Source organism: Blautia sp. HCP3S3_H10_2, from assembly GCF_052122375.1.
Taxonomy (GTDB): Bacteria; Bacillota; Clostridia; order Lachnospirales; family Lachnospiraceae; genus Blautia_A.
In genome coordinates this window covers 20,537-33,470 of record NZ_JBQKCL010000019.1, presented here as the reverse complement: position 1 = coordinate 33,470, position 12,934 = coordinate 20,537, and the positions used below count along the sequence as shown (strand labels likewise).

General features: G+C 44.4%; 10 protein-coding genes. 2 read left to right on the top strand and 8 right to left on the bottom strand.

Translation table 11 applies throughout. The features are described 5' to 3' along the window. Positions 1–349: 349 nt before the first annotated feature. The 4 genes from tuf to rpsL all read right to left on the bottom strand — a co-directional run bounded on the left by tuf (position 350) and on the right by rpsL (position 4,888). Positions 350–1,543 carry an elongation factor Tu gene (gene tuf, locus ACTQWB_RS16940; RefSeq protein WP_118583298.1) on the bottom strand — a complete coding sequence of 398 codons (1,194 nt, stop codon included), beginning with the start codon at positions 1,541–1,543 and terminating at the stop codon, positions 350–352. 155 nt (positions 1,544–1,698) lie between these two features. Continuing rightward, positions 1,699–3,822, bottom strand: coding sequence for an elongation factor G (gene fusA / locus ACTQWB_RS16935; protein ID WP_441502627.1), 2,124 nt, complete (start codon positions 3,820–3,822; stop codon positions 1,699–1,701). A 17-nt stretch (positions 3,823–3,839) separates the two neighbouring features. Next, positions 3,840–4,310, bottom strand: coding sequence for a 30S ribosomal protein S7 (gene rpsG / locus ACTQWB_RS16930; RefSeq protein WP_207664929.1), 471 nt, complete (start codon positions 4,308–4,310; stop codon positions 3,840–3,842). Between the two features lie 158 nt (positions 4,311–4,468). Further along, positions 4,469–4,888 carry a 30S ribosomal protein S12 gene (gene rpsL / locus ACTQWB_RS16925; RefSeq protein ID WP_117854826.1) on the bottom strand — a complete coding sequence of 140 codons (420 nt, stop codon included), beginning with the start codon at positions 4,886–4,888 and terminating at the stop codon, positions 4,469–4,471. Between the two features lie 427 nt (positions 4,889–5,315). On the opposite strand from rpsL, the gene ACTQWB_RS16920 reads away from it, so the two are divergent. Then, positions 5,316–6,107, top strand: a complete 792-nt coding sequence (locus tag ACTQWB_RS16920; protein ID WP_441502628.1) for an N-acetylmuramoyl-L-alanine amidase — start codon at positions 5,316–5,318, stop codon at positions 6,105–6,107. Between the two features lie 64 nt (positions 6,108–6,171). Next, positions 6,172–7,473, top strand: a complete 1,302-nt coding sequence (locus tag ACTQWB_RS16915; protein WP_441502629.1) for a serine hydrolase — start codon at positions 6,172–6,174, stop codon at positions 7,471–7,473. Between the two features lie 217 nt (positions 7,474–7,690). Here the strand turns inward: ACTQWB_RS16915 and ACTQWB_RS16910 are convergent, their stop codons facing one another. The 4 genes from ACTQWB_RS16910 to ACTQWB_RS16895 all read right to left on the bottom strand — a co-directional run bounded on the left by ACTQWB_RS16910 (position 7,691) and on the right by ACTQWB_RS16895 (position 12,875). Continuing rightward, positions 7,691–8,932: a hypothetical protein gene (locus ACTQWB_RS16910; RefSeq protein ID WP_441502630.1), complete on the bottom strand. Its 1,242-nt coding sequence runs from the start codon at positions 8,930–8,932 to the stop codon at positions 7,691–7,693. Between the two features lie 9 nt (positions 8,933–8,941). Beyond that, positions 8,942–9,757 (bottom strand): PP2C family protein-serine/threonine phosphatase, encoded by an 816-nt coding sequence (locus tag ACTQWB_RS16905; RefSeq protein WP_441502631.1) that lies wholly within the window; start codon positions 9,755–9,757, stop codon positions 8,942–8,944. Beyond that, entirely contained in the window at positions 9,750–11,546 is a 1,797-nt protein-coding gene (locus tag ACTQWB_RS16900; protein ID WP_441502632.1) for a serine/threonine-protein kinase, read from the bottom strand. Before ACTQWB_RS16900 ends, ACTQWB_RS16905 begins: the two co-directional genes overlap by 8 nt. A gap of 219 nt (positions 11,547–11,765) precedes the next feature. Continuing rightward, entirely contained in the window at positions 11,766–12,875 is a 1,110-nt protein-coding gene (locus ACTQWB_RS16895) for a M20/M25/M40 family metallo-hydrolase (RefSeq protein ID WP_441502633.1), read from the bottom strand. Positions 12,876–12,934 lie beyond the last annotated feature (59 nt).

Genomic DNA, 12,934 nt, shown 5'->3' with positions numbered 1-12,934 from the left:
CTGCTTTTTAATTTAGAGCCAAAGTAGAACCAGAACTATTCACTTTTATAAAAAGCGAACTTTTCCTCTTGCGAATTATCTTTCTACCCTCTCACAAAATATAATACTTTTGTTTTATTCATATAACAGAAAAACCCCAGAAACACAAGGTTTCTGGGGTATCTTACGCTTGGACACACGGTATCTTACGATACCAAATTTATATATACTCCGCAGTGCACCTCGATTCCGCTTCGCTTCATCTCGGTCGGGCATTCGCCCTATAAATTCTCCAAATAATATCCTTGTGTGAGCAAGCTCCCACCGAATATTATTCTACGAATTTGCACTGCTCATTGTTAATCGAAGATTACTCGATAACTGTAGCAACACGTCCTGATCCTACAGTACGTCCACCTTCACGGATAGCGAATGTAAGACCCTGGCTCATAGCGATTGGGTGGATCAGTTCGATTGTCATCTCGATGTTATCTCCAGGCATGCACATCTCTGTTCCTTCTGGAAGGTTGATAACACCTGTAACGTCTGTTGTTCTGAAGTAGAACTGTGGACGATAATTGTTGAAGAATGGTGTATGACGGCCACCCTCATCTTTTGTCAGAACGTAAACCTGAGCTGTGAATTTTGTATGGCATGTGATTGTTCCTGGTTTAGCAAGAACCTGTCCACGCTCGATCTCGTTTCTCTGAACACCACGAAGAAGTGCACCGATGTTATCACCAGCCTGAGCCTCATCAAGAAGTTTACGGAACATCTCGATACCAGTTACAACAACTTTACGAGTCTCTTCTTTGATACCAACGATCTCAACCTCATCAGATACGTGAAGAACACCAGCCTCTACTCTACCAGTAGCAACTGTTCCACGTCCTGTGATGGAAAATACGTCCTCTACAGGCATAACGAATGGTTTATCTGTGTCACGCTGTGGGTCTGGAATGTAGCTATCTACTGCATCCATAAGCTCCATGATCTTATCGCCCCACTCGCTGCTCGGATCCTCAAGAGCTTTAAGAGCAGATCCTCTGATTACCGGGATATCATCTCCTGGGAAGTCATACTCGGAAAGAAGCTCACGGATCTCCATCTCAACCAGCTCAAGAAGCTCGTCATCGTCAACCATATCACATTTGTTCATGAATACAACGATGTAAGGAACACCTACCTGACGGGAAAGAAGGATGTGCTCTTTTGTCTGAGCCATAACACCATCTGTAGCAGCAACAACAAGGATAGCACCATCCATCTGAGCTGCACCAGTGATCATGTTCTTAACGTAGTCAGCATGGCCTGGGCAGTCAACGTGTGCATAGTGTCTATGCTCTGTCTCATACTCAACGTGTGCTGTAGAGATTGTGATACCACGCTCTCTTTCCTCTGGAGCTTTATCAATGTTAGCGAAATCTGTAGCTACGTTACCAGCAACTCTCTCAGAAAGTACTTTTGTGATAGCTGCAGTTAAAGTTGTTTTACCATGGTCAACGTGTCCGATGGTACCAATGTTACAATGCGGTTTTGTTCTCTCAAACTTAGCCTTTGCCATTTTAAAATGTCCTCCTTGATTAGTTGGCTCATTCTCTATTAAAATAGAGCGCCATATCGGTTTTAAACTTGCTATCCTTGATTATATTGCAAATCAAGGATATTTGCAAGCTTTTTATTGTTTTATATGAAATCCTAATTCAACTTGTAGTTAAATCAGTCTTTCTTTGCCAGAACTTTTTCCTGAACACTCTTTGGAACTGGCTCGTATTTCTCGAAGAACATGGAGTAGTTACCACGTCCCTGAGTTCTGGAACGAAGATCTGTTGCGTATCCGAACATTTCGGAAAGCGGAACATATCCACGGATCATCTTACCTCCGCCGACATCATCCATACCTTCGATACGACCACGACGGGAGTTGATATCACCGATAACATCACCCATGTAATCCTCTGGTGTGGTTACCTCAACCTTCATGATAGGCTCAAGAAGGATTGGAGCAGCCTTCTGCATAGCATCCTTGAATGCAAGAGAACCTGCAATGTGGAATGCCATCTCAGAAGAATCGACTTCATGATAAGATCCATCGTATACATTTGCATGTACACCAACAACCGGATATCCACCAAGGATACCAGCCTTCATAGCCTCTTCGATACCTTCTCCTACAGCCGGGATATATTCCTTCGGAATAGCACCGCCGACAACAGTAGACTCAAACTTGTACAGTTCTTCGCCGTTGGCATCCATAGGCTCGAATTTAACTTTACAGTGACCATACTGTCCACGACCACCAGACTGTTTAGCATACTTGCTGTCTACATCAACAGGTTTGGTGATTGTCTCTTTGTAAGCTACCTGAGGAGCACCAACGTTAGCCTCTACGTGGAACTCACGAAGAAGACGGTCAACTATGATCTCAAGGTGAAGTTCACCCATACCAGCGATAATGGTCTGTCCTGTTTCCTGATCTGTATGTGCACGGAAGGTCGGGTCCTCTTCTGCAAGTTTTGCAAGAGCTTCCCCCAGTTTGCCCTGTCCTGCTTTTGTCTTAGGCTCGATAGCCAGCTCGATAACTGGTTCCGGGAACTCCATGGACTCAAGGATTACCGGATGCTGCTCGTCACAGATTGTATCACCAGTTGTGGTGAATTTGAATCCGATAGCTGCAGCGATATCACCGGAGTAAACCTTATCCAGCTCCATACGCTTGTTAGCATGCATCTGAAGGATACGGCCAACACGCTCTTTTTTGCCCTTTGTAGAGTTATATACATAAGATCCGGAATTCATTGTTCCTGAATATACACGGAAATATGCAAGTTTTCCAACGAATGGGTCTGTCATGATCTTGAATGCCAGAGCGGAGAACGGCTCTTCATCAGAAGAATGTCTCACAGTCGGGTTTCCATCCATGTCAACACCATCGATTGGCGGGATATCTGTTGGAGCAGGCATGTACTCCAGGATAGCGTCCAGAAGTTTCTGAACACCTTTGTTTCTATATGCAGAACCGCAGCATACCGGAACAGCTGTACACTCGCATGTACCTTTTCTCAGGGCTGCTTTCAGTCTGTCTGTGCTTGGCTCTTCGCCCTCAAGATATTCCATCATGAGATCGTCGTCCAGCTCACAGATCTTCTCGATCAGTTCTGTATGATAAAGCTCAGCATCCTCTTTCATGTCTTCCGGGATATCGGTGATAGTGATATCATCCCCCTTCTCGTCATTGTAGATGTAAGCTTTCATTTCGAATAAGTCGATGATTCCTTTGAAGTCATCTTCTTTTCCGATTGGCAGCTGCAGGCAGATTGCGTTTTTACCAAGACGAGTCTTGATCTGCTCTACTGCGCCGTAGAAGTTTGCACCAAGGATGTCCATCTTATTGATGAATGCCATACGTGGTACATTGTAGGTATCAGCCTGACGCCAAACGTTCTCAGACTGTGGCTCAACACCACCCTTTGCACAGAATACGCCGACAGCGCCATCCAGTACACGAAGGGAACGCTCAACCTCAACAGTAAAGTCTACGTGGCCTGGTGTATCAATGATGTTGATACGATGCTCCAAAGCGCCTGGCTTCGGTTTGCAGTTCTCTTCCAGTGTCCAGTGACATGTTGTTGCAGCGGATGTGATTGTGATACCACGCTCCTGCTCCTGCTCCATCCAGTCCATGGTAGCAGTACCTTCATGTGTATCACCAATCTTGTAGTTGACACCTGTATAGTACAGAATTCGTTCTGTAAGAGTTGTCTTACCTGCATCGATATGAGCCATAATACCAATGTTTCTGGTTCTCTCGAGCGGGTATTCTCTACCTTCTTTTCCAGCCAATGGATTTTCCTCCTTGATTAGAAGCGATAGTGAGCAAATGCTTTATTTGCTTCAGCCATCTTGTGCATGTCTTCTTTCCTCTTTACAGATGCTCCGGTGTTATTGGCTGCATCCATAAGCTCGTTAGCCAGTTTCTCTTCCATGGTCTTCTCGCCTCTCTTGCGGGAGAACATGGTGATCCAGCGAAGAGCCAGAGCCTGACGTCTGTCAGCTCTTACCTCGATCGGAACCTGATAAGTAGCTCCACCGATACGTCTTGCTTTAACTTCAAGCTGAGGCATTACGTTGTTCATTGCCTCTTCAAATACTTCAATTGCTGGCTTGCCAGATTTTTCTTCCATTCTGGCGAATGCTCCGTAAACAATTTTCTGTGCAACACCTTTCTTACCGTCTAACATGATGTTATTGATAAGCTTTGTAACAACTTTATTGTTGTACATCGGGTCTGCCAGAACGTCTCTTTTCTGAGTATGTCCTTTACGTGGCACGTTACTTCCCTCCTTAATCATCCTGATTATCTCATCGGTACTCACGCAGTAAACTATTGCATGTTCGCACTGGTAATGGTCCTATATTTAACCCGCAACCGACAGGGTATATGGAATACCGTACAAATCTCTATAGTCTCCGCAGCAATACGGATGGATTATTTTTTAACTTTCGGTCTCTTAGCGCCGTATTTAGAACGGGCCTGTTTTCTGTTAGCAACACCTGCGGTATCAAGAGTACCTCTGATGATGTGGTATCTGGTACCTGGTAAGTCCTTAACCCTTCCTCCACGGATAAGAACAACGCTATGCTCCTGAAGGTTGTGACCTTCTCCTGGGATGTAGCTTGTTACTTCGATTCCGTTGGAAAGACGAACTCTGGCGATCTTTCTAAGAGCTGAGTTAGGCTTCTTAGGAGTAGCTGTTTTAACAGCTGTGCAAACGCCACGTTTCTGTGGTGCAGACTGCTCAACTGCTTTCTTTCTTAAAGAGTTATAAGTTCTCTGCAGAGCCGGAGCTGTAGATTTCTTAACAGCTGTCTGGCGTCCTTTTCTTACTAACTGGTTGAATGTTGGCATTCCATTTCACCTCCCGATTTATTTCTCCATAGATTCTTCTATGGGGTTTCCTTGCGGTTGCTATTATCTTAGTAAGCGCGGAAAAAAATGCCTTATTTCGCACGCTTTTTGATTATATCCTGTCTGCATATCTCTGTCAAGGTGTTTTTCTGTAATTTTTCCTTATTTTTTCAAGGTTTTTACAATTTATCACGGTGAATCAAAAAGATGTTTCTTCCTATTATAATGTACACAAATCATATAATGCACTGGAATCATACATTCACTGGAAAACCCAACTTTACATTGCATTCCCTTCCACACATTATTATAATAGATATAACTGTTCAGAGCTAAATGCGGAACATTTTGGACGTTGGCTCTGAACAGTTACCAAATAGACTCAGCTTTTCTAAATGCAACATAGAAAATTCAGGAGAATGTGTACATGCAATTTCAAAAAATACTTCATGATTTTCCGGCAGTTCTGGGGGTACTTGCCTCTTCTTTTTTCGTTCTGTCCGGCGTCACTTTTTCTCAGACACATACAATTTATGCCCAGGCTTCTGACAATTATTCAGAAGCATCCGCAGCCACGCACATAATAGGGATTGATCCAGGTCACCAGGGGCCAGGCGTAGACATGAGTGATCTGGAGCCTCTTGGTCCTGGTTCCACAGAAATGAAAGCGAAAGCCTCCACGGGCACAGAAGGTTCTTTTTCCGGTCTTCCTGAATATCAGCTGAATCTTGACGTTTCCCTGAAATTACAGAAGATGCTGGAGGATCGCGGGTATCAGACCATCCTTACACGTACAGATAACGATACAGCGATCAGCAATAAAGAACGCGCCGAATATGTAGCTGAACAAGGAGCTGAAATATATGTACGCATTCATGCCAATGGTGTGGATTCTTCCTCTGTTTCCGGCGCTCTTACTATTTGTCCGTCTGCTTCTAATCCATATGTTCCACAGCTCTTCGATGCGTCCAATAAGCTTTCCACATGCATTCTAAACTCTTATTGCGATGCAACCGGCTTTGAAAATCTGGGAATAACATATGCAGATAATATGACCGGTATCAACTGGAGCACTGTTCCTGTAACCATAATCGAAATGGGTTTCATGACCAATGAATCCGATGATCTGAAAATGTGCGATTCTGATTTTCAGGATACCATGGCTTCTGGAATCGCAGATGGAATTGATTCTTATTTTGCCGAAAACGATCCCGCATAACCTATGGTTTCCAGCTTGAATCAACAAGAGCAAACCTTTATTTTCCAAACTGAAAGGAGCCTTTATGAAAAATAAGAAAAAGAAACCAGCATCTTCTTATCTGTTGCTTTTTCTCAGCATAATTGCTGTGATCCTTATTATTATCATTCTTTATTTGTCTTTCCGGGAAAATGGCGTTTTTTCCAAAAATATCCTGTCAAAAAATAATTCTTCCTCCCAGCAACAGAATCCTACAGCCAGCGATGAAGCTGGATTTATATCTGGTGACGAAGGCACTGATACGGACACTTCCAATGAGGAATTTATTTCCGGCGATGAGCTTTTCGAAAAAGATCTTAAAGCAGGCGAAAGTATGGGGCCTGTACAAGTTCTTCCGGAACAAGAAGAGGCAACCGTTCCTTACCAGACACCAGAAGCGACATCTGAACCAGCAGGTCCTGCGCAGGCATCTGAGGCCGGCATAGAAGGGACAGATTCTTCCCACACAGCCGAAGCAGATTCAAAAGATGCTTCTGACTCTTCCCAGTCTGCTGATTCCCCAGGTACTCCTTCAAATACCCCTGCCGATAACGGAATGATCTCTCCTTCTCATGGAGATTCCGCTTTTGCCAACAAGTCTGATGAAAAAATGGATACACTGACAGCGCAGATCACTGTACAGCTTCCTGCCGGAAATGGCTCCTGGAGTGTTTACATCTGTGATCTTGCAGGCGGTTCGGAAGCCACCATTAACAATATTCCTATGCAGGCAGCCAGCCTGATCAAGCTGTTTATCATGGGGGCTGTATATGAGAACTATGACTCCCTTTCCCAGCAATATGGAGCCGATACCCTGAATTCTTATCTGACACCGATGATCACCGTCAGTGACAATGAGGCAGCCAACAGTCTGGTATCCTGTCTTGGCGGCGGAGACAGTGCAGCCGGCATGCAGAAGGTAAACAGCTTCTGCCAGGCTCATGGCTATACCAGTACCTCTATGGGCCGTCTTCTTCTTGCAAGCAATGAATTTGGAGATAATTACACTTCGGCATATGACTGTGGAAAATTTCTGAAAGAAATCTACCAGATTTGTTCCGGTACTGCTGCCACATCTGGGCTTTCCCATGCTGACGATATGTACGCTCTTCTGAAACAGCAGCAGAGAAATAATAAGATTCCAGCAGCCCTGCCAGAAGGAGTCAGTGTTGCGCATAAAACCGGCGAGCTTTCTGACGTAGAAAATGATGCCGGAATCCTTTATAATACCTCAGGACAAAATGATCTGGTTCTCTGCTTCCTTTCCCAGAATCTCTCCAGCGCAGGTGATGCCCAGAACACCATTGCCCGACTTAGCCGGAGTATTTATCTGTACTATAATGACTAAGACAGAAACATTTTCAAACAGCTTCTATTACAAGGAAGAATCCTGCCCGGCAGGGCTTTTTATGTAATAGGAGATTCCAACAGAATTTCCTATTGCATAAATAATAAAGCCATGATAGCAGTGAAGTACATATTCCCACTTGCTGAAATATGTACATTCCCTCTATCATGGCTTTTAAATTTCCGTAACCATTCAAATATCTTCCGATGTATCCGGATTACTCTGCTTTTCCCTTTTCTGTATTCTCCTCGTAGGACATTTCCCAGATTTCTGAGAAAACAGCCAGCGGACAATCTGTAAGAAGACACATGAGAAGGAAACACTCATATGGATTTACAATATAGATCTCGCTCATTCCACATTTTTTCAGAATCTGCTGTGCTTCCTCTATAAAATGATGATACCGGTCGTAAGGATCATCATCCTCCATCTCCTGAGACACGATAAAAAACTCCAACGTAAGCAAATCAAAACGCTCCACAGGGAATTTATGGTTCAAAATATTCGTAATCCTCTGTCTGCTGAATCTTTTCTGGCTGAAATGCTTCGCCAGAATGGAAGCTGACATTTTCTTCAGATTGCCCATCTTATTAATGGGAATACCATTACAGATTACTTTTTCCAGATCGGAAGGGGTAATATTCTCTGGCTTCCAGATCTTATTTCTGCCTTTCTCTTCCTCGTCCTTCTGGTACATTGCTGCAATAATCCTCTTTGCATGCTCCAGAAGACCCAGGAACTCCTGAAATGCCTGGCTTTTCTCATTCATAGGATCATCCCAGCCAGCTTTCAGACATGCCAGATATTTAAGAAGCTTCTCTTCTGTATCAATATTAAATTCCCCGCTGATCACTTCCTGGATTTTTTCTTTATCTGCAGCCGGCTCCATGGATTTGTATGCTTCTTTATACTCTTCCGCTTTGCTATATGGAAGCTGCTTCATATAACAATACCAGTAAATCACTTCTTCCGGATTATGGAAATCAAAATCCTGCTCTTTCAGCACTCTGGTAAGGAAATCCGACACATCCTCCGCACTCATACGAAGTCCGAATCCCAGCAGAAATACCGTCTCCCTTTTCACCGAAGCCTGGGTAAGCCAGTTATTCACAAGTGCCGGAAGCTTGGTTGAGGTCGGATTCATAGATTTCGGCGTATAGGTCTCCTTAAAAGAATCTACCGCAATATCCCTGAAAACCTCCTGCGGCACTTCTGCGAAAGGCTCCTCAATACCTGCCCGTTCATATATATACCGCTTCAGATGATCTCCAAAGGAAACCAGCTCCATTTCTTTATATAAATAGTGGAAAATTACATCCGCATCCTCATCTTCAAATCCATCCAGGCTGACAACCTGACGGAATCTCTGGGCAGCTCTTCTTGTAAACTCAAAATCTTTTACAGAGTCAAAAGCTACCGTCTGTTCAAAATCAAGATCCTGCATTCGGTTTCTCATCATAAATCACCTTCATTTATTCTCTTTTTGCCTGAGCCAGGTCCTAAGCGGGCGCCTGTCAGGCTTCACTTCACACATAATAATCGTTGTATTATCTCTGGCCCCTTTCTCCAACACCTTGTCACGAAGAAGTCTCACATTATCTTCGACAGGAATATCCATCTTCATAATCTCTTCGATTTCAGAATCTGTCAACATGTCCGTCACACCGTCAGAGCAAAGCAGATACCGTTCGCCTTCTACATAGGGAAACGTTTCTATGGCAGGCTCAAGCTCCATCTCTGTTTCTTCCACTCCAAGGAACTGGGTCAAAGGCGCTTTTCCAAACATATAGCTTTTCAGCACATGATCATTGGATATCTGGGAAAACTTTTCGCCAGACAGCTTGTAAATCCGGCTGTCTCCCAGATTACAAATAGCAGTCTTCTTTTTTCCAAAAGCGATCATGGCTGCCGTTGTTCCCATAGCAAAAATTCGTTGTTCCCGTTCATAGCTGCACACGGCCTGATTCATATCCCTGCAGGCTTCTGCAAGAAAACGCCCTGGTTCTTTACGGAGTATCCCCTTGTTTTCCTTAAAAAAACGGGATAATGTATCCGCAGCCAGCCAGGCTGCCATCTCGCCTTGGCTCTCCCCACCCATGCCGTCAAAAACAGCCAGTACCGGAAGACTTTCCCGCAGCCGGACTCCGGCACAGATTTCCTCTATTCCCTGGTTATCCGCCGGCAAAAGCCTGCCACAGCACCAGAAATTATCTTCATTATTTAGTCGCACTTTCCCTGTATGGCAGGTATAAGCATAGTTAATATGATATGTCATTCTATTCATCCAGCTGCTCCAATGCATTTTTCCAGTATTTCTCTCCACGCTTGGTATACTCTGTGCTGTCATTTTCTTTGTCATGGACAGTTCCGTCTGTATCGATCCAGCGGATCAGTTTCCCACGCTTATCATAATAATACAGTTCTTCTTTATTGCCAGTCCATACGTAGGCAAAAAACAACCGTTCATCCCAGTAATAGTATTCCTCGTACACTCCATCCTCCGAAGTCTCCGGATAGATCAATGCCTCCACCAGTTTCCCATTACTGTCGTAATAACGCAGGCGGTCTCCCTCCTTGCCAACTTCCTTACAGTCAGGCAGTTCGCTTACGATCGTATTCGCCTGTTCCTTAATTGTCTGGATCGCAGTGGAAAATTCATCGATCTGGGCAGTACTGTTATCATTGGCTTCCAGTGCCTCCATAAGCTTCCCGGAATTCTGGGCCTTACGGTCTTCATCATGGATCAGCTTCATGTAGCCCCCGATGATAATACATGCTGCCAAAGCTACAACTGTAAGGGACACTGTCCATGGAGAAATTCTCCTATCCTGATTCCAGTGTTCATTTTTCTCCCACTTCGAAACAGCAGACGAATTTCCGTAGGATTTTTCTTTTAAGTACTTTTCTTTTGAAGAGTTTTCCTTTAAAGATTTCGATTTCGAAACTTTTGCTTTCGAAGCATCTTCAGAGTCTACTCTGCTCCCCCTCGCAACCTCATCCCGTACTGCTTTCTCAATCTGTGGGGATTCTGCGATATGGGTTCTCTCCATATCGTCCTGCTCAGTCTCCTGCGGAGCATATCTTCTCTGGTCACGCTCAAGCTCACTGGAATTTGCAAGCTCCCACTGGGATTTCTCCCATTCTTTTGCCGCATTCACAGGTGCCAGCCGTAAGCTCTCCAGATCCCGGAGCATATCCTCCGGCTTCCTGTAACGCTTCTTCGGATCATATGCACAGGCTTTCAGGATAATATGGGCAAAAGCAGCACTTGCATTCGCCGGTGCGGGCAGCTTATCCCCCGCCATCCTTCGCGCCAGTGCATTCTCCTTATCCCGGTATGTAATCAGCTGCTTATCCAGGGAAAGAAATGGCAGCCTGTTCTGATTCATCAGTTTATACAATACGATTCCAAGGGAATAAATATCGATACTGCTGTCGTACTTCTCCCCCTTGTATATCTCAGGCGCCATATAGGAATAAGTGCCCTTCTTGGACATATTACTCATGGTATGCACCTGTTCCCTGGCAATTCCAAAGTCTCCCAGCTTAAAATCCCCAAATCTGGACACGAAAATATTCTCCGGCTTCACATCCCGGTGGATGATATTCAGCTTACGGCAATAGATCAGCGCCATTGCAAGATCGCAGCCAAGCTTGATCACTTCCTTCTCCGTGAGTTCTTTGCCTGTGCAGTAGTCCATAAAGCTGGTAAGATATTCCATTCTGATGGAAATGTCCCAGCCAATCTCATCTAGGTACTCCACTACCTTGAAATCCTCGAATGAGACCACATGGGAATTTCCGCAAAAATGCTCCATTGTATATATTTCCTGAATGCAGTCCTCTACCATATTCCGAAAATACTCCCTGGTAGACTGCTCATCATTCATCTCTGAACGTACGCTGTCCAGCTCCCCTTTATTACCTGGTATTGATATGATCTTGATCGCGGAGTAAAAAGAGCGGCCATGCTCTGTCCGCTTCGCTTTATATACTTTTCCAAAGGAGCCTTCCCCTATTTTTTCTACAAGTTCCCATTCTGGCCAGACGGAAACCGGAACATCTTTGTCCATACCCGTATGTTCCTCCTCCCCGAAAGAGTGTTTATAAAAATTATTATACAGGAATTCTATCACAAATGATAGTCCCGGCTGTATTTTCCCCTATCCATATTTTACCGCCAAAATCCCGGCGGCAATCCGGATTTTCAGGCTGCAGGCTTTCATTTATATAAACAGAGATATAAGCCAAAAGAATCCTGCCAGGCAGGATTCCCATCGCAATTCCAATCGTTATAACGCACACAGATTCACCAGGATTTCCGACACCTGTCGGATTTCCGGAATACTGCAGTATTCGCCGCAGCTATGCACCTGGTTCATAGAGGTTGCGATTACCAGCCCCTCAATTCCATGCTGGGCAAATACATTGTTGTCACTTCCCCCAAAGGTTTTCTCAAATTCTGCTGTAAGTCCTGCTTTTTCCACCGCCCTGCGGTAATTTTCAGCAGTTTTTCCACCAAGTGCTGTTTCATATGCAATGATATTCAGCTTTTCTTCCCATTTTAAAGCCGCTCCAATCCTTCCGGCTTCCTCCTTGAAAATCTGGTGATATTCATTCAGGATTTTCATTGCCTTTTCATGATTCAGGCTTCGGATTTCTCCTCCTATGGTACAGGATTCGGACACAATGTTGGTTCCTGTTCCACCGGAAAACAGACCTACATTAGCAGTCGTATTTTCATCAATCCTTCCCTGGGAAAGACGGGCGATTGCTTTAGCTGCTGCCTGGATACTGTTGATGCCTTTTTCCGGGTAAAATCCGGCGTGAGCTGCTTTTCCCTGCACAGTGGCTGAAAAAGAGATCAAAGTAGGCGCTGCATAAGCTGCTGCCCCGATTTTCCCACTAAGGTCCAATGCATATGCTTCTTTTGCGCGTACCTTACTATAATCAAAGGCATTGGCACCTTTGCAGTATAATTCTTCTCCGGTTGTGATAAGAATTTCAACAGTCCTGTGCGGAATCTTATATTCCATCAGATAAAGGACAGCTTCATAAATAGCTGTAACACCAGCCAGATCATCCGCCCCAAGAACAGTCGTTCCATCACTTGTGACGGTTCCATCCTGATGAAAAATGGCTTTCTTTCCTCTGGATGGTTCTACCGTATCCATGTGAACTCCGAAAAGAAGAGGTTCTGATCCAGCTTCACCTTCCAGCCTTGCAAAAAGATTTCCGGCATTAGAACCGGTTATCTCCTGAGTGTGATCTTCTTCAAGCTGGATTCCGATCTCTCCAAATAATTTTTTCAGGTGGTCTGCCATCTCACGTTCTTTTAGCGAAGGGGAATCAATAGATACCAGTTTACCAAATACTTCTGCTATTTTTTCATTCGTTCTCATATCAACTGCAAAAACAGCTGTATCACAAACAGCTGTTTTATCTCCTTTATATTTTTCCT

Excerpts from the sequence above, each read along its gene's own strand:
- tuf (WP_118583298.1), bottom strand. The coding sequence starts at position 1,543 with ATGGCAAAGGCTAAGTTTGAGAGAACAAAACCGCATTGTAACATTGGT.
- rpsL (WP_117854826.1), bottom strand. The coding sequence starts at position 4,888 with ATGCCAACATTCAACCAGTTAGTAAGAAAAGGACGCCAGACAGCTGTT.
- ACTQWB_RS16920 (WP_441502628.1), top strand. The coding sequence starts at position 5,316 with ATGCAATTTCAAAAAATACTTCATGATTTTCCGGCAGTTCTGGGGGTA.
- ACTQWB_RS16915 (WP_441502629.1), top strand. The coding sequence starts at position 6,172 with ATGAAAAATAAGAAAAAGAAACCAGCATCTTCTTATCTGTTGCTTTTT.
- ACTQWB_RS16910 (WP_441502630.1), bottom strand. The coding sequence starts at position 8,932 with ATGATGAGAAACCGAATGCAGGATCTTGATTTTGAACAGACGGTAGCT.
- ACTQWB_RS16905 (WP_441502631.1), bottom strand. The coding sequence starts at position 9,757 with ATGAATAGAATGACATATCATATTAACTATGCTTATACCTGCCATACA.
- ACTQWB_RS16900 (WP_441502632.1), bottom strand. The coding sequence starts at position 11,546 with ATGGACAAAGATGTTCCGGTTTCCGTCTGGCCAGAATGGGAACTTGTA.
- ACTQWB_RS16895 (WP_441502633.1), bottom strand. The coding sequence starts at position 12,875 with ATGAGAACGAATGAAAAAATAGCAGAAGTATTTGGTAAACTGGTATCT.